This is a genomic window from Nocardioides sp. 1609, from assembly GCF_004522105.1.
In the GTDB taxonomy this organism is placed as follows: domain Bacteria; phylum Actinomycetota; class Actinomycetes; order Propionibacteriales; family Nocardioidaceae; genus Nocardioides.
In genome coordinates, this window is sequence record NZ_SPUJ01000006.1 from 154085 (window position 1) to 172734 (window position 18650).

General features: G+C 73.5%; 19 protein-coding genes. 10 read left to right on the top strand and 9 right to left on the bottom strand.

What is annotated here, in order from left to right:
* The first annotated feature begins 48 nt into the window (after nucleotides 1-48).
* Together acs and E4623_RS17645 are read left to right on the top strand one after the other, a co-directional pair.
* Nucleotides 49-2112: an acetate--CoA ligase gene (gene acs, locus E4623_RS17640; RefSeq protein WP_134767879.1), complete on the top strand. Its 2064-nt coding sequence runs from the start codon at nucleotides 49-51 to the stop codon at nucleotides 2110-2112.
* Between the two features lie 65 nt (nucleotides 2113-2177).
* Nucleotides 2178-2630: a phage holin family protein gene (locus tag E4623_RS17645; RefSeq protein WP_134767880.1), complete on the top strand. Its 453-nt coding sequence runs from the start codon at nucleotides 2178-2180 to the stop codon at nucleotides 2628-2630.
* Between the two features lie 142 nt (nucleotides 2631-2772).
* Here the strand turns inward: E4623_RS17645 and E4623_RS17650 are convergent, their stop codons facing one another.
* From E4623_RS17650 to nth, 4 genes are read right to left on the bottom strand one after another with little or no spacing between them, the layout of a single operon-like run.
* Nucleotides 2773-3969 (bottom strand): MarP family serine protease, encoded by a 1197-nt coding sequence (locus tag E4623_RS17650; protein WP_134767881.1) that lies wholly within the window; start codon nucleotides 3967-3969, stop codon nucleotides 2773-2775.
* On the bottom strand, nucleotides 3966-4715 hold the full coding sequence (locus E4623_RS17655) for a CoA pyrophosphatase (RefSeq protein ID WP_245155155.1): 750 nt from the start codon (nucleotides 4713-4715) through the stop codon (nucleotides 3966-3968). The genes E4623_RS17650 and E4623_RS17655 overlap by 4 nt, the downstream gene beginning before the upstream one ends.
* The gene (locus E4623_RS17660) at nucleotides 4712-5320 is read right to left on the bottom strand and encodes a TlpA disulfide reductase family protein (RefSeq protein WP_134767882.1); all 609 of its coding nucleotides are present in this window, start codon (nucleotides 5318-5320) and stop codon (nucleotides 4712-4714) included. Before E4623_RS17660 ends, E4623_RS17655 begins: the two co-directional genes overlap by 4 nt.
* Nucleotides 5317-6033, bottom strand: coding sequence for an endonuclease III (gene nth / locus E4623_RS17665; protein WP_209020743.1), 717 nt, complete (start codon nucleotides 6031-6033; stop codon nucleotides 5317-5319). Before nth ends, E4623_RS17660 begins: the two co-directional genes overlap by 4 nt.
* 141 nt (nucleotides 6034-6174) lie before the next feature.
* Here nth and E4623_RS17670 point away from each other — a divergent pair, with 141 nt between their 5' ends.
* Nucleotides 6175-6852 carry a Crp/Fnr family transcriptional regulator gene (locus E4623_RS17670; protein WP_134767884.1) on the top strand — a complete coding sequence of 226 codons (678 nt, stop codon included), beginning with the start codon at nucleotides 6175-6177 and terminating at the stop codon, nucleotides 6850-6852.
* Nucleotides 6853-6891: 39 nt separating this feature from the next.
* Here E4623_RS17670 and E4623_RS17675 read toward each other — a convergent pair whose 3' ends face one another.
* The 4 genes from E4623_RS17675 to E4623_RS22755 are packed head-to-tail and all read right to left on the bottom strand — an operon-like array spanning nucleotide 6892 to nucleotide 9176.
* Entirely contained in the window at nucleotides 6892-7692 is an 801-nt protein-coding gene (locus E4623_RS17675; protein WP_245155156.1) for an MBL fold metallo-hydrolase, read from the bottom strand.
* Complete coding sequence (locus tag E4623_RS17680; RefSeq protein ID WP_134767885.1) at nucleotides 7689-8558, bottom strand: NUDIX hydrolase; 870 nt, start codon at nucleotides 8556-8558, stop codon at nucleotides 7689-7691. Before E4623_RS17680 ends, E4623_RS17675 begins: the two co-directional genes overlap by 4 nt.
* A 4-nt stretch (nucleotides 8559-8562) precedes the next feature.
* Nucleotides 8563-9021 carry a RidA family protein gene (locus E4623_RS17685; RefSeq protein ID WP_134767886.1) on the bottom strand — a complete coding sequence of 153 codons (459 nt, stop codon included), beginning with the start codon at nucleotides 9019-9021 and terminating at the stop codon, nucleotides 8563-8565.
* A complete protein-coding gene (locus E4623_RS22755; protein ID WP_167736724.1) occupies nucleotides 9021-9176 on the bottom strand; it encodes a hypothetical protein in 156 nt (51 codons plus the stop codon). Before E4623_RS22755 ends, E4623_RS17685 begins: the two co-directional genes overlap by 1 nt.
* 92 nt (nucleotides 9177-9268) lie before the next feature.
* Here E4623_RS22755 and E4623_RS17690 point away from each other — a divergent pair, with 92 nt between their 5' ends.
* From E4623_RS17690 to E4623_RS17705, 4 genes are all read left to right on the top strand, one after another.
* Nucleotides 9269-10465, top strand: coding sequence for a histidine kinase (locus E4623_RS17690; RefSeq protein WP_134767887.1), 1197 nt, complete (start codon nucleotides 9269-9271; stop codon nucleotides 10463-10465).
* An 8-nt stretch (nucleotides 10466-10473) separates the two neighbouring features.
* Nucleotides 10474-11127, top strand: coding sequence for a response regulator transcription factor (locus E4623_RS17695; RefSeq protein WP_209020763.1), 654 nt, complete (start codon nucleotides 10474-10476; stop codon nucleotides 11125-11127).
* 81 nt (nucleotides 11128-11208) lie between these two features.
* A complete protein-coding gene (locus E4623_RS17700; RefSeq protein ID WP_134767889.1) occupies nucleotides 11209-11979 on the top strand; it encodes an ABC transporter ATP-binding protein in 771 nt (256 codons plus the stop codon).
* On the top strand, nucleotides 11976-14399 hold the full coding sequence (locus E4623_RS17705; protein ID WP_134767890.1) for an FtsX-like permease family protein: 2424 nt from the start codon (nucleotides 11976-11978) through the stop codon (nucleotides 14397-14399). The genes E4623_RS17700 and E4623_RS17705 overlap by 4 nt, the downstream gene beginning before the upstream one ends.
* 21 nt (nucleotides 14400-14420) lie before the next feature.
* On the opposite strand, the gene E4623_RS17710 is transcribed toward E4623_RS17705, so the two are convergent.
* The gene (locus E4623_RS17710; protein ID WP_134767891.1) at nucleotides 14421-15950 is read right to left on the bottom strand and encodes an amino acid permease; all 1530 of its coding nucleotides are present in this window, start codon (nucleotides 15948-15950) and stop codon (nucleotides 14421-14423) included.
* A gap of 141 nt (nucleotides 15951-16091) precedes the next feature.
* Between E4623_RS17710 and E4623_RS17715 the strand changes: the two genes are divergently transcribed.
* The 3 genes from E4623_RS17715 to E4623_RS17725 are packed head-to-tail and all read left to right on the top strand — an operon-like array spanning nucleotide 16092 to nucleotide 18618.
* Nucleotides 16092-16421 (top strand): TfoX/Sxy family protein, encoded by a 330-nt coding sequence (locus E4623_RS17715; protein ID WP_134767892.1) that lies wholly within the window; start codon nucleotides 16092-16094, stop codon nucleotides 16419-16421.
* An 11-nt stretch (nucleotides 16422-16432) separates the two neighbouring features.
* Entirely contained in the window at nucleotides 16433-17422 is a 990-nt protein-coding gene (locus tag E4623_RS17720) for an ArsA-related P-loop ATPase (protein WP_134767893.1), read from the top strand.
* Nucleotides 17422-18618: an ArsA family ATPase gene (locus E4623_RS17725; protein WP_134767894.1), complete on the top strand. Its 1197-nt coding sequence runs from the start codon at nucleotides 17422-17424 to the stop codon at nucleotides 18616-18618. The genes E4623_RS17720 and E4623_RS17725 overlap by 1 nt, the downstream gene beginning before the upstream one ends.
* Nucleotides 18619-18650 lie beyond the last annotated feature (32 nt).

Genomic DNA, 18650 nt, shown 5'->3' on the forward strand with positions numbered 1-18650 from the left:
CGGCGCCGGTCGGGCAGCCGATCTCCACCCACTCGTCGGCACCAGGCGATGCGTCCTAGTGTGACGAGTGGCACCCGAACACCCAGTCCAGGAGTAGTCGTGAGCACTGAAGTCCCCGAGAGCGGATCCCTGTCGAACCTCAGCAAGGAGGAGCGGCGCTTCGAGCCGCCCGCCGGGCTGGCCGAGCACGCCAACCTCAAGGCGGAGGCCTACGAGCGGGCAGCCTCCGACATCGAGGCGTTCTGGGCCGAGCAGGCCGAGCGGCTCTCGTGGGACACGACGTGGGACCGCGTCCTCGACTGGGACGACCCGCCGTTCGCGAAGTGGTTCGTCGGCGGTCGCCTGAACGCGTCGTACAACTGCGTCGACCGGCACGTCGAGCAGGGCCGGGGCGACAAGGTGGCGATCCACTTTGTCGGCGAGCCGGTCGACGACCGGCCCGAGAACCAGCGCTCCATCACCTACGCCCAGCTCAAGGACGAGGTCTCCCAGGCGGCGAACGCCCTGACCGACCTCGGTGTCGAGGCCGGCGACCGGGTCGCGATCTACCTGCCGATGATCCCCGAGGCCGTCGTCGCGATGCTGGCGTGCGCCCGGATCGGCGCGCCGCACACGGTGGTCTTCGGCGGGTTCTCCTCCGACGCGCTCGCCTCCCGGCTCGAGGACTGCCAGGCCAAGGTCGTCATCACCGCCGACGGCGGCTACCGCCGCGGGGCGGCGTCCGCGCTGAAGCCGGCCGTCGACGAGGCCGTCGTCAAGGCCGCCGGGCTCGGCCACGAGGTCAGCGCGGTGCTCGTCGTCCGGCGCACCGGCCAGGACCTCGGGGAGTCCGGCTGGAACGACGACCTCGACGTCTGGTGGCACGACGCCGTCGGCGGCGCGTCGACCGAGCACACCCCCGAGGCCTTCGACTCCGAGCACCCGCTCTACGTCATGTACACCTCCGGCACCACCGGGAAGCCCAAGGGCATCCTGCACACGACCGGCGGCTACCTGACCGGCACGGCGTACACGCACTGGGCCGTGTTCGACCTCAAGGACGACGACGTCTACTGGTGCACCGCCGACGTCGGCTGGGTCACCGGACACTCCTACATCGTCTACGGCCCGCTCGCGAACGGCGTCACGCAGGTGCTTTACGAGGGCACCCCCGACAGCCCCGAGCGCGGCCGCTGGTGGGACATCATCGAGCAGCACGGGGTGACGCTCTTCTACACCGCACCCACCGCGATCCGCTCGTTCATGAAGCAGGGTCGCGAGATCCCCGACCGGCGCGACCTGTCGTCGCTGCGGCTGCTGGGGTCGGTCGGTGAGTCGATCAACCCCGAGGCCTACATGTGGTACCGCGAGGTCATCGGCGGCGAGCGCTGCCCGATCGTCGACACCTGGTGGCAGACCGAGACCGGCGCCATGATGATCAGCCCGCTGCCCGGCGTCACCGCGGGCAAGCCGGGCTCGGCGATGACCGCGCTGCCCGGCGTCGCCGCCGACGTCGTCGACGAGAACGGCGACTCGGTGCCCAACGGCTCCGGCGGCTACCTCGTCGTCAAGGGGCCGTGGCCCTCGATGCTGCGCACGATCTGGGGCGACGACGAGCGCTACCGGGACACCTACTGGTCGCGCTTCGCCGACCAGGGCTACTACTTCGCCGGCGACGGCGCGAAGAAGGACGAGGACGGCGACATCTGGCTCCTCGGCCGCGTCGACGACGTCATGAACGTGTCCGGCCACCGGCTCTCGACCACCGAGATCGAGTCGGCGCTGGTGTCGCACCCCAAGGTCGCCGAGGCGGCCGTCGTCGGCGCCAAGGACGAGGACACCGGCCAGGCGGTCTGTGCCTTCGTGATCCTGCGGGACAGCGCCGGGGACGGCGGCGACGACATCGTCTCCGAGCTCCGCAAGCACGTGCGCAAGGAGATCGGACCGATCGCGACGCCCCGCCAGATCATGGTGGTCCCCGAGCTGCCGAAGACCCGCTCCGGCAAGATCATGCGCCGCCTGCTGCGCGACGTCGCCGAGCACCGGGAGGTCGGCGACGTCACCACGCTGGCCGACTCCTCGGTGATGGACCTGATCTCGAGGGGCGTCGACTCCGGCAAGGGTGAGGACTGACCCGCCCCGCCGGGCACCGGATCGGGTGACGAGCCCGACCGGTGGTTGGGGATAGGGTCTGGGCCATGGCTCCCCAGAACAACGCCGTCGACCGCCCCTCCGACCGGACCGTCGGCAGGGTCACCGACGCCGGCGCGGAGGAGCCGACGATCGGCAAGCTGGTCACCGACGCCAGCCGAGACATCTCCACGCTCATCAGCAAGGAGATCCAGCTCGCCAAGTCCGAGCTCAAGGTCAGCATGAGGCTCGGCGTCGCCGGGATCGCGTTCTTCGCCGTCGCCGGCTTCCTGCTCCTGCTCGCCGTCATCATGCTCTCGGTGGCCTTCGCCTACCTGATCCACTGGAACGGCAGCGGCCTCGACCTGCACTGGGCCTTCCTCGTCGTGACGCTGGTCTACGTGCTCATCGCCGCGCTGTTCGGCTTCCTCGGCATCAAGAAGGTCAAGAAGGTCGGCCCGCCCGAGAAGGCCATCACCCAGGGCAAGCAGATCCCCCAGGCTCTCAAGGGCAAGAGCTGACGCTCTCCGGCACCACATCTCGCTGACCCGTCACCTATAGGTGACGGGTCAGCGGGGTCTCGGTCGACCCGTCACCTATAGGTGACAGGTCAGCGCCGGATCTCGGCCGACCCGTCACCCATAGGTGACGGGTCAGCGTCGATCAGGCACAGCCGCCGGTGGAGACCGGGTCGGAGCTCGAGACGCCCTGGCCGGCGGCGTCCCGGACCTGCTCCCAGGTGAGCGCGTAGCCGGTGTCGTCGTCGGTGACGGAGGCCGCGAAGACCACGCCCGCCACCCGGCCCTGGGTCGTGACGATCGGGCCGCCGGAGTTGCCGGGGCGGATCAGGCCGCGCAGCGAGTAGACCTCGCGCACGACCGTGCCGTCGCCGTAGATGTCGGGCGAGCGCAGGTTCTGCTCGGAGCGGACCCGGCCGCGCTGGACGTCGTAGGGGCCGTCCTGCGGGTAGCCGAGGATGGCGACGCCGTCCTTGGCCTCGGTGACCCACCGCGTCTCCTCCGCGTCGCCGTCGACGAAGGCGAGCGGGTCGCGGCCGAGGTCGTCGAGGGCGAGGACGGCGACGTCGAGCTGGGAGTTGTAGTAGACGACCGTCGCATCGACCTGCTCGCCGCCGATCTCGACCGTCGGCTCGTCGACGCCGGCGACCACGTGGGCGTTGGTCATCAGCCGGTCGTCGGAGTAGAGGAACCCGGTGCCCTCGACGCCGCGGCCGCAGTCGTTGTTGCCACGGACCTTGAGCACGCTGTCCTCGGCGGCGGCGATGTCGGGGTCGCGCAGCAGCCGCTCGGCGCCCGGGTCGACCTCGACGATCCGCTCGTCGGCGAACGGCTCCATGTAGCGCGGGAAGAACGACGTCCCGACGACGCCGTTGAAGGCCTGGAGGGCGTTCGGGGCCGACGTCGGCAGCGCCGAGTTGACCGTGCGCAGCACCGCCGACTCGCGCACGAGCGGCGTCAGGGAGCCGATCTTGGAGCCGGAGACCGCGACCCCGAGCGCCCATGCGACGAGCAGCACCGCGACGGCGCTCAGCGCGGCGCCGCCGATCGCGTCGACCGCACGGGCCGGCTGCCAGGTGATCTTGTCGCGGATCTTGGCGCCGAGGAACTGCATCAGCGCCTGCCCGAGCGAGGCGCACACGATGACGATGAACAACGCCGCCAACGAGATCGTCAGCGACGGCTCGGCGTCGCCGAGGATGAACGGCGCGAGCAGGATGCCGAGCAGGCCACCGGCCAGGAGCCCCACCGTCGCGAACGCCCCGGTGACGAAGCCCTGCCAGTAGCCGGACAGGGCGTAGGCGAGCACGAGCAGCACGAGCAGCCAGTCGAGAAGGTTCATCCTCGGCGTCGCTCCTCGAACTCGGTGTTGGGCACCGGTTGCTGCCCGGGGTCCATGGTCGCGGGTCGAGCGCCGCCGAACATGTAATCGGGCAAATCCCTCTCCGGCGCGTCGGGCAGGTCGTCGATCCAGCCGACGAACTCGAACAGCCGCGCGATGATCCCGCCAGTGAACCCCCAGAGGATCACGTCGTGGTCGTCGCCGATGAGGAAGCCCGGCGAGCGCCAGCCGCGGGGGCCGGTGACGGTGATCCGGTGGGTCGGGTCGCGCAGCTCGCGCAGCGGCACCCGGTAGACGGCGTGCACCTCGTCGGCGGAGCGCACCCAGACCGGGCTCGGCTCGCGCCACCAGGCCAGCACCGGGACGACGGCGTGGTTGCTCGGCGGCACCCAGAGCTCGGGCAGCGCCCCGAAGACCTCGACCCCGGAGGCGTCGAGGCCGACCTCCTCCTCGCCCTCGCGCACCGCTGCCTGGGCCGGCGTCTCGCCGGGGTCGACGCCGCCGCCGGGGAACGAGACCTGGCCGGGGTGCGACCGCATGTGGTGGGCGCGCTCGGTGAGCAGCAGGTCGGGGCCGTGCTCGCCCTCGCCGAAGAGCACCAGCACCGCGGACCGACGCAGGCCGTCGACGTCGTCGGGAACCTGGAACCGGGTCAGGTCGTGGACGGTGATCGCCTGCGCCGCCCGCTCGACGGGGCGCAGCCAGCCGGGCAGCCCGGGATGCCCGGGGCCCGTCACAGCGGTCACAGCACCGGTCCGAGGTGCGTGGTGACGAGCTCCTCGATCTCGGCGACCGACAGCAGGCCGCCGGCGTGCATCGCGGCGACCTTCCCGTCGGCGTCGACGAGGATGGTCTGCGGGAAGGCCGGCCGCAGGCCGAGGTCGGTGTCGAAGATGTCGCCCCCCGGGTCGGCGAGCTGCGGGTAGGTCGCGCCGACCATCTCCGCGAACGAGAGGGCGAAGTCGGGCTGGGTGTCGGTGACGTCGATGCCGAGCACCGGCACCGTGTCGCCGTAGGTCTCGTGGAACTCCTGCAGCGCCGGCATCTCCTCGAGGCACGCGTCGCAGGGGGTGTTCCAGAGGTTGACGACCAGCGGGCCCGTGAGGCTCGACAGGTCGACGTCGTCGCCGCCGCCGAGGCACGGCAGCGTGAGGTCGGGGAGGTCGCCGCCACCGGGGCCGGGCACGCACGGCTCGATGCCGGCGTCGGCCTTCATCTCCCGCAGCGCGGGGGTGTCGACCTCGATGTCGCTCGGCCCGGGCGGCGAGATGTCGTCGGCGCACCCGGTGAGCACGAGGACGAGGGCCGCCAGCGCGACCAGCAGCCCCGTCCCGCGCATGGGCTGCCTCATGCCGGTCCCTGGGTCTTGACCAGGGCGGCGGCCGCGACCGGGTCGGTCGGGCCCTCGCCGTACGACGGGCACCAGCGCGCCAGCGGGCAGGCGCCGCACGCGGGCTTCTTGGCGTGGCAACGGCGCCGGCCGTGCCAGATGACGTGGTGGCTGAGCATCGTCCAGTCGCGCTTCGGGAACAGCGCGCCCACGGCGTGCTCGACCTTGACCGGGTCGGTCTCCTCGGTCCACCCGAAGCGGCGCACGAGCCGGCCGAAGTGGGTGTCGACGGTGATGCCGGGGACGTCGAAGGCGTTGCCCAGCACGACGTTGGCCGTCTTGCGGCCGACACCGGGCAGCGTCACGAGGTCGTCGAGCCGGCCGGGCACCTGGCCGTCGTGGTGCTCGACGAGGGCGGCGCTGAGCTTGAGCAGCGACTCGGTCTTGGCCCGGAAGAACCCCAGCGGCCCGACGATCGTCTCGAGGGCACCCCGGTCGGCCGCTGCCATCGTGGCGGGGTCGGGGTAGGCCGCGAACAGGACCGGGCGCACGGCGTTGACGCGGCGGTCGGTGGTCTGCGCGCTGAGCACGGTGACGACGAGCAGCTCGAAGGCGTTGGCGAAGTCGAGCTCGCACCGCGCGTCCGGGTAGGTCTCGGCGAGGACCCGGTCGATCTTGCGGGCCCGGCGGACCAGCGAGGTCGACGTCTCGGAGGAAGGAACGGCAGGCGGCACGGCGGCCAGCCTACGGTCCGCCACCGACGATCCGGCCCTCGCCGCAGCGGGTTCGGTTCTCTGTGGGGTTCGCCACCCTCTAGGATCGCCGTGGAGTCCGCGTCGTGCGGTCCAGCTCGCCCCAGCACACCGGAGGATCCCGTGGACAACGAGGTACTGCGTCAGGCACCGCTCTTCAGCGCCCTCGACGACGAGGCGGCGACCGCGCTCGGCACCTCGATGAGCGAGACCCGGCTGCGCCGCGGCGACGTCCTCTTCCACGAGGGCGACTCCGGCGACCGGCTCTACGTCGTCCTCGACGGCAAGGTCAAGCTCGGCCGCACCTCGACCGACGGCCGCGAGAACCTGCTCGCGATCCTCGGCCCCGGCTCGATGTTCGGCGAGCTGTCGCTCTTCGACCCGGGCCCGCGCTCGGCCACCGTCACCGCGGTCACCGACGCCACCTTCGCCTCCCTCTCCCACGAGGACCTGCTGCGCTGGCTCGAGGGCCGTCCGGTCGTGGCCCGGGGCCTGCTCACCCAGCTCGCCAGCCGGCTCCGCAAGGCCAACGACGTCGTCGCCGACCTGGTGTTCTCCGACGTCCCCGGTCGCGTGGCCAAGGCCCTCCTCGACCTCGCCGACCGCTTCGGGCGCACCGCCGACGACGGCGTCCACGTGCACCACGACCTCACCCAGGAGGAGCTCGCCCAGCTGGTCGGCGCCTCCCGCGAGACCGTCAACAAGGCGCTGGCCGACTTCGCCTCCCGCGGCTGGCTGCGCCTGGAGCCCCGCTCGGTCGTCATCATCGACATCGAGCGTCTGGCCCGCCGGGCCCGCTGACCCGTCCTCCGCCCACCGCCGGGCGGACGGGTCGTTCTGCTACGACGTCTGCTCGGCCAGGTACTCCAGCTGGGCGCGGACCGACAGCTCAGCGGCTCCCCACAGTGTCTCGTCGACGTCGGCGTAGACGACCTCGACCACGGCACGCGCGGTGGGCTCGCCGCCCTCGTCGCGCAGCCGCTCCACCGCTGCGGCGACCTGGGCGAGCCGGTCGCGGCGGTGGGCGAGGTAGAGGTCGAGGACGGCGCCCGCGTCGCCGAGCACCGGGCCGTGGGCCGGCCAGATGGTGGCGACCTCACCGGCGGTGACGAGGGAGCGCATCCGCTCGATCGACTCGAGGTAGGAACCGAGCCGGCCGTCGGGGTGGGCGACGACGGTCGTGCCGCGGCCGAGCACCATGTCGCCCGACAGCAGCACCCGCTCCGTGGGCAGCACGAACGACACGGAGTCGGCGGTGTGGCCGGGGGTGGCGACGACGCGCAGCGACAGTCCGCCGACCGAGACCACCTCGTCGTCGACGAGCGGGTCGGCGCCGACGCAGTACGCCGGGTCGAGGGCCCGGACCGCGCAGCCCTTGCGCTCGGCGAGCGCCGCCGCGACCTCCGCGTGGTCGAGGTGGTGGTGGGTCAGCAGCACCAGGCCGACGTCACCGGTCTCCTCCTCGAGCCGCTCCAGGTGGCCGTCCTCGGCCGGGCCGGGGTCCACGACGACCGCCGTCGACGAGCCGGGCTCGCGCAGCACCCACGTGTTGGTGCCGTCGAGCGTCATGATCCCGGGGTTCGGCGCGAGCAGGCACTCCCCCCGCTCGCCGAAGGCCCCACCGGACCACGACCCGCTCACCCGCGCCGCCGAGCGGCGAGCATCGGCCGCAGCCGGTCGGGCATCGAGAGCGTGAAGCCGTCGCCGATCGGCTCGACGGACGGGGTGAACATCTCCACCGACCGGGAGGCGGCCACCGCGAGCACCTCGTCGGGTGTCGTGAACGAGCCGACCTCCATCGAGGTGAGGTACGTCGGCGGCATCATCGCCAGCTCGCCGGCGTCGGCCTGGTCGGCGGCCGTCCGGGCCGGCAGCCACACCACCGACGACGACTCCGAGGAGACGTCGCGGGTGCGCTGGCCCTCGGGGAGCGCGGCGACGAAGAACCAGGTGCGGTAGCGCCGGGGCTCGAAGACCGGCGTCAACCAGGCGTCCCAGACGCCCAGGAGGTCGGTGCGCAGCACCAGCCCGCGTCGGGTCAGGAAGTCGGTCATGGCCAGCTCGCGCGTCTCGAGCGCGACCCGGTCGGCCTCCCAGTCGTCGCCGGTGGTGTCGGCGACGACCTCGGACGCCGACGGCCCGGCGAGCAGCACGCCCGACTCCTCGAACGTCTCGCGGACCGCCGTGCACACCAGCGCCCGCGCCGTCTCCTCGTCGCAGCCCAGCCGGGCCGCCCACTCGGCCGGGGTGGGGCCGGCCCAGGCGACCTCGACGTCGAAGTCGCGTGGGTCGACGCCGCCACCGGGGAAGACCGCCATGCCGGCGGCGAAGTCCATCGAGACCTGCCGCCGCATGTAGTAGACGTCCGGCCCCTGGTCCGAGGCCCGCATCAGGATGACGGTCGCGGCGTTGCGCGGCTCGACCGCGGTGCGCTCGCCGTCGGCGTAGGCGCGGGCGACCTCGACGACGGAGGGGGGCAGCGGCACGGGCGGCAGCGGGATCTGCACGGTCTCAGACCTCGACGACGATCTCGATCTCCACGGGCGCGTCCAGCGGCAGCGCGGCCACCCCGACCGCGGACCGGGCGTGCACGCCGGCGTCGCCGAACACCTCGCCGAGCAGCTCGGAGGCGCCGTTGGCGACCCCGGGCTGGCCGGTGAAGTCGGGGGTCGAGGCGACGAAGACGACGACCTTGACGATCCGCTTCACCAGCGCGAGCTCGCCGACCTCGGCACGGACGGCGGCGATCGCGTTGAGCGCGCACTGCTGCGCGCACGCGTAGGCCTCCTCGGCGGTCACCCCGGCGCCGACCTTGCCGGTGGTGATCAGCTCGCCCGCACGCATCGGCAGCTGGCCGGAGGTGAAGACGTGGTCCCCGCTGCGGACGGCGGGCACGTAGACCGCCACCGGCTTCGCGACCTCCGGGACGGCGAGGCCCATCGCGGCCAGGCGCTCCTCGGGCGTGGCCATCAGGAGGCCTGCGGGCGCTTGAGGAACGCGACCAGGCCGCCCTGGGCGTTGGTGTGGATCGCCACCAGCTCCCAGCCGTCCTGTCCGAAGTTGTTCAGCATCAGCGCTTCGTTGTGGAGCGGAATCGGCGCCACCTGGTACTCCCACTTGGTCATGCTCGGCACCCTACTAGCGCCGCACCGGGAGCGGTCCGGCGTCATCCCGTGGTCTGACGCCCCGGCGCCCACCGGGCCCTAGGTTGGACGGCGTGGAGAGCCCCGACGCACTCGACCGCCTGCGCCAGCCCTGGCGGCTGACGCCGCGCGGGGAGCGCCGCCTCGACGTCGGGCTCGTCGTCCTGCTGCTCCTGCCCGCCCCGCTGTACGTCGCCGGGGGGCTCCTGGTCGGGGTGGTGCTGGTGCCGCTCCAGGCCCTCCCCCTGCTGTGGCGCCGGACGCACCCCGACCGGGCCTTCGCCGGTGTCGCGCTGGCGAGCGCGCTCCAGGTGCCGCTGACCGGGACGCCGCTCCACACCCAGGTCGCGTTCCCGGTCGCGGTCTACTCGGTGGCGCGGTTCTCCTCCGCCCTCGGCGGGGCCGTCGCGCTGGCGGTGGGGGTCGTGGCGGCCGCGGTGGCGTCGTTCGACTGGATCCGCGGCTTCGACGGCGACGTCTCGCTGCGTACCTTCCTCCCCTACTTCCTCACCGTCGGCGCCTTCGTGGTCACCGGCTGGGCCCTCGGCACGCTCGGCCGCACCCGGCGCGCGTACGTCGACGCGCTGGTCGAGCGGGGCGAGCGGATCCGCCGGGACGCCGAGCAGCAGGTCGCGCTGGCGGCGTCGGCCGAGCGGGCCCGGATCGCGCGCGAGATGCACGACGTGGTCGCGCACGGGTTGACCGTGATGGTCGTGCAGGCCGACGGTGCCCGGTACGCTGCGGCGCAGGACCCCGCGGTCGCGACCGAGACCCTGGCCCGGATCTCGGCGACCGGACGCGAGGCGCTGACCGACATGCGCCAGCTGCTGGGACTGCTGCGCGCCGAGGAGTCGAGCGGGCGCAGTCCGCTGCCGGGGCTCGACGACCTGCCGACGCTCCTCGACGACGCCCGCGCCGGCGCCCGGGCCGGCGCCGACGAGGACGTCGTGCTGGTCGACCCGGTCGACCTCGTCGGGCTCGACGGTCCGGTGCCGGCCGCGGCCGGGCTGACGGCGTACCGCGTGGTGCAGGAGGCGCTGACGAACGTCCACAAGCACGCCGGGCCCGGGGTGCGGGTGCAGGTGTCGGTGCACGTGGACGACGCGATCCGGATCGAGGTCGTCGACGACGGACGCGGCGCCGCGGCCCCGGACGGCGGCGGGCACGGCCTGCTCGGGATGCGCGAGCGCGTCGACGTCCACGGCGGGTCCCTCGAGACCGGACCCCGGCCGGGCGGCGGGTTCGGCGTCCGCGCGACGATCCCCCTGTGAGTGCGCCCGTGAGCGAGTCGATCCGCGTCTTCCTCGTCGACGACCAGCAGATGGTCCGCGCGGGCTTCCGGATGCTCGTCGACAGCCAGCCCGACCTGACGGTCGTCGGGGAGGCCGGCGACGGGCGCGAGGCCGTCGACCGGCTCGCGGTCACCGGCTGCGACGTCGTCCTGATGGACGTGAGGATGCCGGTCCTGGACGGCGTCGGCGCGACCGCGCTCGTGACCGCCCGTCCGGACGCGCCCCGGGTGCTGGTGCTCACGACGTTCGACCTCGACGAGCACGCCTTCGCCGCGATCCGGGCGGGCGCGGCCGGCTTCCTGCTCAAGGACGCCGCCCCCGACGACCTGCTCGCCGCGATCCGGACCGTGCACGCCGGCGACGCCGTCGTCGCCCCCAGCACCACCCGCCGGCTCCTCGACCACGTGGCCGCCTCCGCCCCGGCGCCCGTCGTCGACGACCGCCGGCTGCGCGAGCTGACCGACCGCGAGCGCCAGGTGCTGGTGCTGGTCGGCCGCGGCCGCTCCAACCACGAGATCGCCGCCGACCTCGTCGTCGCCGAGGCCACCGTCAAGACCCACGTCAGCCGGCTGCTCGCCAAGACCGGCTCCCGCGACCGGGTCCAGCTCGTGGTCCTCGCCTTCGAGTCCGGCCTGGTCTGACCCGGGTCATCCCGTGGGCGGACCCCGAGACCATCCCGCGGCCTGAGGATCGAGGCACCGGGCTCCGGCAGCGTTCTCGTCATGACGAGCACCCTCTCCCCGCCCGGAACACCTCCCGGCCCTCCCACCGGCCCGCCGGCCGCCACGGCCCGTGGCCTGACCCGCACCTACGGACGCGGCGACGCCGCCGTGCACGCCCTGCGCGGCGTCGACCTCGACCTGCCGCGGGGCCGCTTCACCGCGATCATGGGCCCGTCGGGGTCGGGCAAGTCGACGCTGATGCACTGCCTGGCCGGCCTCGACGTGCCCGACGCCGGCACGGTCGCGGTCGCCGGTGTCGCGCTCGAGAGCCTCGACGACACGGCGCTGACCCTGTTCCGGCGCGAGCACGTCGGCTTCGTCTTCCAGAGCTTCAACCTGCTGCCGATGCTTACCGCCCAGCAGAACGTCGTGCTCCCGCTCGACCTCGCCGGACGCCGCCCCGACCCGGCCCGCCTCGCCGAGGTCGTCGACACCCTCGGCCTCCGCGACCGGCTCGGCCACCGCCCCTCCGAGCTCTCCGGCGGGCAGCAGCAGCGGGTCGCGATCGCCCGCGCGCTGGTCGCCCAGCCGGCGATCGTCTTCGCCGACGAGCCGACCGGCAACCTCGACAGCGAGTCGTCGGCCGAGGTGCTGGGCTTCCTGCGCCGCTCGGTGCGCGAGCTCGGCCAGACCGTCGTGATGGTCACCCACGAGGTCGACGCGGCGGCCTACGCCGACGACGTCGTCGTCATCGCCGACGGCGCCGTCCGGGCGCACCTCGTCGACCCGGGCGCCGACGTCCTCCTCGCGACCCTGCGCGGCGACCGATGAGGACCGTCGTCCTGGCCTCGTTGCGCACCCACACCCGCCGCTACGTCGCCGCCGCGCTGGCCGTCGTCATCGGCGTGGCCTTCGTGGTGACCACGGCGGCGCTGTCGTCGGCGACCCGCGACGGGCTCACCCGCGGCGTCTCGGCCCCGTACGACGGCGCCGACGTGGTCGCCACCGACCTCGTCGGGCGCGACGCCGCCGCGCTGGTCGCGGCTGCCGAGGAGGACGGGGCGGAGGGGGCCGAGGCGAGCGTCCTGGGCTGGGCCTCCCTGCCGGTCCGCCGCGACGGCCGCACCCTGGACGGCGTCGACGAGGTCGCCCAGGTCACCACCACGCCGACGCTGCGCTGGCCCGAGCTGGTCGACGGCGCCTTCCCCGCCGGCGCCGGCGAGGCCGTCGTGGACGCCGGTGCCGCCGAGCGGGCCGACCTCGGCGTGGGCGACGAGCTCAGCATCGGCCAGGGCGACCGGGCCACCGACGTCCGCGTGGTCGGACTCGTCGACTCCCCCTCCCAGCTCGTCCGGGCCGACGTCTACGTGACGTGGGCCGACCTCGCGCCGTACGCCGACGAGCTGTACGTCGACAGCCTGGCCTGGGCCGGCGGCACCGACGCACTGACCGACGCCGTGCCCCACGCGACGGTGCAGGACGCCCGTGGGTACGTCGAGGAGGTGACCGCCGAGATCAACCGCGGCGTCGACGTGGTGGCGATCCTGCTGCTGCTGTTCGCCTCGATCGCGCTGTTCGTGTCGGTGCTGGTCATCTCCAACACCTTCTCGATCCTCTTCGCCCAGCGCCAGCGCGACTTCGCGCTGCTGCGCTGCGTCGGCGCCACCCGCCGCCAGGTCCTGCGCTCGGTGCGGCTCGAGGCCCTCGTGCTCGGTCTCGTCGCCTCGGCGACCGGCCTGGCGGCGGGCACCGCGGCCGGCCTCGCGATCGTCGCGGTCGTCGACTCCCGCTTCCCCACCGCCGACCTGGGCAGCGCCTCGGTCTCGCCCGGCTGGTACGCCGGCGCCGCGGTCACCGGCGTCGTCGTCACCCTCGTCGCGGCGTGGCTGCCGACCCGGCGGGTGACCGCGGTCAGCCCGCTCGCCGCCCTGCGCCCCGACACCGGCATCGACGCGCGCACCGCTGCGGGTCGGACCCGGGTCGCCCTCGGCGTGGCCGCCCTCGTCGGTGGTGCCGGCCTGCTCGCCCTGTCGGTGTCGACGACGAGCCCGCTGGTGATGGTGGTCGGCGGCACCACCGCGTTCAGCGGCGTGCTGCTGCTCGGGCCGCTGCTGGTGCCGGCACTGATCGGGTTCACCGGCCGGGCGGCGTCCCGCGTCCTCGGCACCCCGGGGCGGCTGGCCACCGGCAACGCCGTGCGCCACCCGCGGCGCACGGCCGCCACCACGGCGTCCCTGCTCATCGGGGTGACGCTGACGACCGCCGTCCTCACCGGGATGGCGAGCGCCCGTGGCGCCGTCGACGACGAGATGGACGCCTCGCACCCGCTCGACGCGACGCTCACCGCCGGCGGGGCCGGCCTGCCGGACCGCGCGGTCGACGCCGTCCGGGCCGTCGACGGCGTGGACGACGTCCTCGCCGTCCCCGGGGTCCGCGCCGACGTCGGTGCGCTCGGCGCGGTCGCGGTGCTCGGCCGGCCGGCCGACGTCGCGGCGATCACCCGCGGTCCCGGCACCGTCCTCGAGGTCGGTGACGACGAGATCCTGCTGTCCTACGACCTCGTCTCGGGCCGGGAGGTGCCGAACCGGGTCGAGGTCACGGTCGACGGCCGCACCGAGCGGCTCCGCACCGTCCTCGGTGAGGGCTGGGGCTCCGCGGCCCTGGTCTCGGCGAGCACGCTCGCGGCGCTCACCGACACCCCCATGACCACCGCGCTCTGGGTCCGTGCCGACGACGGCGCGGACGCCGGCGCCCTCGCCGACGGGCTCGACGCCGTGGCCGCCGGGCTCGGGGCGTCGGCCGGCGGCGGCTTCGCCGAGCGCGGCTACGTCGACCTCCAGCTCGACGTCGTCACCGGCGCCGTCGTCGGCCTCCTCGGGATCGCCGTCGTCATCGCGCTCATCGGGATCGCCAACACCCTCGGGCTGTCGGTCCTCGAGCGCGGTCGCGAGCACGCCCTGCTGCGGGCGCTCGGCCTGACCCGCCGTCAGCTCCGCACCATGCTGGGCCTCGAGGCCGTGCTGCTCTCGGTCGTCGCCACCGTCCTCGGCACCGTCATCGGGACGTCGTTCGCCTGGGTCGGCGTGCAGGCCATGGTGCGCTCGGTGGTGCCCGAGGCGCCGCTGGTGCTGCCGCTCGGACAGCTCGCGGTCGTCGTCCTCGTCTCGGCCGCGGCGGGCCTGCTGGCGTGCGTGCTGCCCGCGCGCCGCGCGGCGCGGGTCAGCCCGGCCGCCGGGCTGGCCCTCGACTGAGGGCCGAGGGCCGGACCCGGCTCAGGACTTGTCGAGGGTGGTGCCGCCGCCGGCGGCCGGCTTGTCGTGCAGGGCCGGCTCACCCTCCCGGCCGAGCCGGCTGTGGCTGCGTCCGTAGAGGAAGTAGACGACGAACCCGATGGCCATCCAGATCACGAACCGCTCCCAGGTCTCGCCGGTGAGGTTCAGCATCAGGTAGAAGCACATGAGGACCGAGAGGGTCGCGACCACGGGGGCGAACGGCGTCCGGAAGGCGCGCGGGAGGTCGGGACGGGTGCGCCGCAGGACCAGGACGCCGATGCTGACCAGGATGAAGGCGAAGAGCGTGCCGATGTTCACCAGGTTGGCCAGCGTCTCGAGGTCGAGGAAGCCGGCCAGGGCGGCGACGACGACGCCGGTGATCAGGGTGATCCGGTGCGGCGTGCCGAACTTCGGGTGCGTGCGGGCCAGCCCGCGGGGCAGGAGGCCGTCGCGCGCCATCGCGAACGCGACCCGGCTCTGGCCGAGCATCAGGATCATGCAGACGACGATCAGCCCGATGCACGCGCCGACCGCGACCACGTCGCGCACCCAGGTGATGCCGGCCGCCTCGAACGCCGTCGACAGCGGGGCGGGGTCGTTGGGGTCGATGTCCTTGTAGCTCTGCACGCCGGTCACCACCAGGCTCACCGCGGCGTACAGGACGGTCACGATGGCGAGCGAGGACAGGATGCCGATCGGGACGTCGCGCTGCGGGTTCTTGGCCTCCTCGGCGGTCGTCGCGACGACGTCGAAGCCGATGAAGGCGAAGAACACGACGGCCGCGCCGGAGATGACGCCGGCGACCCCGAAGATCGCGGGCTCGATGCCGAGCAGCGAGGTGATGAGCGGCAGGCTGCGGAACCCGCCGTCGGAGTCGGGCGTCGGCGCCGACTCGGGGATGAACGGGACCCAGTTGTCGGCGTTGACGGCGGTCAGCCCGACGACGATGACGATGGCCACCACGAGCAGCTTGATGGCCACCACGACCAGGTTGAACGCGCTGGAGAGCTTGGTGCCGAGGATGAGCAGGCCCATCACCAGCAGCGAGATGATCACGGCCGGCAGGTCGATGAAGCCCTCGCTCGCCGACGCCACCTGGGTCGGGACCTCGACCCCGAAGATGTCGAGCACCGTCTGGAAGTAGCCGGAGAAGCCGGCGGCCAGGGCGGCCGACCCGATGGTGAACTCGAGCACGAGGTCCCACCCGATGGTCCAGGCCACGAGCTCGCCGAGCGTCGCGTAGCTGAACGTGTAGGCGCTGCCGGCCACCGGGACGGTGGAGGCGAACTCGGCGTAGCAGAGCCCGGCGAGCCCGCAGGCGATCGCGGCGATGAGGAAGCTGAGCGCGAGCGCCGGCCCCGAGTTGGAGGCGGCGACCTTGCCGGTCAGCACGAAGATGCCGGCGCCGATGATGACGCCGACGCCGAAGATCGTGAGGTCGAGGGCGCCGAGGTCCTTGCGCAGCTTGGTCTCGGGATCGTCGGTGTCGGCGATGGACTGCTCGATCGACTTGGTGCGGAACACGCTCATGACCGAGCAACCTGCCGCGTCGTGCCGGGCCGCGTCAACCACCGCCACCCCGACGGAGGGCCGGCGGCCCTCACGACGCGGCTGCGTCGACGACAGCAAGCCTCCTGGACCCGTGCCGGCGCACCGACCAGGATGGTCGCCGTGGCGCACGACGAGACGCTGGCCGAGCGGGTCCGGGAGCTGATCGAGCAGCCCGTCGTGGAGAAGAGGATGTTCGGCGGGCTGGCCTTCATGCTCGACGGCACCATGGCCGTCTGCGTCAGCGGCCGGGGCGGGCTGCTGCTCCGCGTCGACGACGACGCGGAGCGGGCACGGCTGCTCGCCCGGGACCACGTCGAGCCGATGGTGATGGGCACCCGGACCTCGACGACGTGGGTGCAGGTCGGGCCGGAGGCGCTCGACACCCGTCGCCGGCTCGCCGCCTGGGTGGCCCGCGGGGTGGCCAGCGCCCGGTCGCGACCGCCGAAGTAGTGTCGGTGATCATGACCGATTGGCCGCAGGTCCGGCTGCACGTCGTCACCGGCAAGGGCGGCACCGGCAAGTCCACGGTGGCGGCCGCGCTCGCCCTGGCGCTGGCCACGAAGGGCCGCAACGTGCTGCTCTGCGAGGTCGAGGGCCGCCAGGGCATCGCACGGATGTTCGACGTCGACCCCCTGCCGTTCGCCGAGCGCCGGCTCACCACCGGGCTCCCGGACGCCGACGGCGAGCCCGGGGTCGTGCACGCGCTGCACGTCGACCCCGAGGCGGCGCTGCTCGAGTACCTCTCGCTCTACTACAAGCTCGGCCGGGCCGGCCGGGCGCTCGACCGGTTCGGCGTCATCGAGTTCGCGACGACGATCGCGCCCGGCGTCCGCGACGTGCTGCTCACGGGCAAGGTCTTCGAGGCCGTGCAGCGCAACAGCCGCAACAAGGGCGCGATCCACTACGACGCCGTCGTCCTCGACGCGCCGCCGACCGGACGGATCGTGCAGTTCCTCAACGTCAGCAACGAGCTGGCCGGGCTCGCCAAGGTCGGACCGGTCAAGTCGCAGGCCGACACGATGATGACGCTCTTCCGCTCCCCGCGGACCGCGGTGCACCTGGTCACGGTGCTCGAGGAGATGCCGGTCCAGGAGACCGCCGACGGGATCGGTGAGCTGCGGGCGGCCGACCTGCCGGTCGGCGGGGTCGTCGTCAACCAGGTGCGCCCGCGCGACCTGACCCCCGACCAGCTGGCCACGCTCGACGCCGGCACGGTCGCCGGCGAGCTCGCCGAGGCCGGGCTCGACGAGACCCAGGTCGACGCCGTCGTCACCGACCTGCTCCTCGGCGGCCGCGAGCACGCCGAGCGCCGCGCCCTCGAGACCGCCCAGCGCGCGATCGTCGACGCGCTCGACGTCCCGGCCTACGAGCTGCCGCGGCTCCCCCAGGGCGTCGACCTCGGTGCGCTCTACGAGCTCGCCGGCCTCCTCCGAGACCAGGGACTCGCCTGATGAACCAGCCACCTCGCGTCGGCCCGTCCGGTCGCCCCCGCGGCGCGGACGTCGGCGCCGCCGTCCTCGACGTCGACGCCCTGATCGACGACCGCGGCGTCGGCATCATCGTGTGCTGCGGCTCCGGTGGGGTCGGCAAGACCACGACGTCGGCCGCGCTCGCCCTGCGCGCGGCCGAGCGCGGCCGCCGGGTCGTCGTCCTGACCATCGACCCGGCCAAGCGGCTCGCGCAGGCGATGGGGATCGAGGCGCTCGACAACACCCCGCGGCCGGTCACCGGCGTCGACGGCGGGCCCGACGGCGGCTCCCTCGACGCGATGATGCTCGACATGAAGCGCACCTTCGACGAGGTGGTCGAGAGCCAGGCCAGCCCGGAGAAGGCGCGCCAGATCCTGGAGAACCCGTTCTACATCGCCCTGTCGAGCTCGTTCGCCGGGACGCAGGAGTACATGGCGATGGAGAAGCTCGGCCAGCTGCACGCCGACGCCCGCGCCGAGGGCAGCTACGACCTCATCGTCGTCGACACGCCGCCGTCGCGCTCGGCGCTCGACTTCCTCGACGCCCCCGAACGGCTCTCGAGCTTCCTCGACGGCCGGTTCATCAAGCTGCTGCTGGCGCCCGCCAAGGGCCCGCTCAAGCTGGTCGGCGCCGGCTTCGGGCTGATCACGAACGCGCTGACCAGGCTGCTCGGCGCCCAGGTGCTGCGCGACCTGCAGACCTTCGTCGCGGCGATCGACACCGTGTTCGGGGGCTTCCGGCAGCGGGCCTCGAAGACCTACGCGCTGCTCCAGGACGAGGGGACGGCGTTCCTGGTGGTGGCCGCGCCCGAGCGGGACGCGCTGCGCGAGGCGGCGTACTTCGTGGACCGGCTCAGCGCCGACCGGATGCCGCTCGCGGGACTGATCGTCAACCGCGCCGCGGTGCCGCCCGCCGGGGACCTGTCGGCCGACGAGGCGATGGCGGCCTCCGAGCGGCTGCGGCGCAGCGACGCGACGTCGACGACGGCCGGCCTGCTGCGCCTGCACGCCGACCGCACCCGGCTCGTGGAGCGGGAGGCCTGGCTGCGAGACCGGTTCGCGACGTCGCATCCGCAGGTGCCGACGGCGGTGGTGCCGGCGCTCGCGACCGACGTCCACGACCTCGACGGGCTCCGCCGCGTCGGCTCGCTGCTCGGCGGGGACGACGCGTCGGGGTGAGCACGGCGTGAGCCGGCGCTCGAGGTGACCTC

Excerpts from the sequence above, each read along its gene's own strand:
- E4623_RS17710 (WP_134767891.1), bottom strand. The coding sequence starts at position 15,950 with ATGAGCGTGTTCCGCACCAAGTCGATCGAGCAGTCCATCGCCGACACC.
- E4623_RS17645 (WP_134767880.1), top strand. The coding sequence starts at position 2,178 with ATGGCTCCCCAGAACAACGCCGTCGACCGCCCCTCCGACCGGACCGTC.
- E4623_RS17720 (WP_134767893.1), top strand. The coding sequence starts at position 16,433 with ATGACCGATTGGCCGCAGGTCCGGCTGCACGTCGTCACCGGCAAGGGC.
- acs (WP_134767879.1), top strand. The coding sequence starts at position 49 with ATGCGTCCTAGTGTGACGAGTGGCACCCGAACACCCAGTCCAGGAGTA.
- E4623_RS17725 (WP_134767894.1), top strand. The coding sequence starts at position 17,422 with ATGAACCAGCCACCTCGCGTCGGCCCGTCCGGTCGCCCCCGCGGCGCG.
- E4623_RS17685 (WP_134767886.1), bottom strand. The coding sequence starts at position 9,021 with ATGGCCACGCCCGAGGAGCGCCTGGCCGCGATGGGCCTCGCCGTCCCG.
- E4623_RS17705 (WP_134767890.1), top strand. The coding sequence starts at position 11,976 with ATGAGGACCGTCGTCCTGGCCTCGTTGCGCACCCACACCCGCCGCTAC.
- E4623_RS17660 (WP_134767882.1), bottom strand. The coding sequence starts at position 5,320 with ATGAGGCAGCCCATGCGCGGGACGGGGCTGCTGGTCGCGCTGGCGGCC.
- E4623_RS22755 (WP_167736724.1), bottom strand. The coding sequence starts at position 9,176 with ATGACCAAGTGGGAGTACCAGGTGGCGCCGATTCCGCTCCACAACGAA.
- E4623_RS17700 (WP_134767889.1), top strand. The coding sequence starts at position 11,209 with ATGACGAGCACCCTCTCCCCGCCCGGAACACCTCCCGGCCCTCCCACC.
- E4623_RS17650 (WP_134767881.1), bottom strand. The coding sequence starts at position 3,969 with ATGAACCTTCTCGACTGGCTGCTCGTGCTGCTCGTGCTCGCCTACGCC.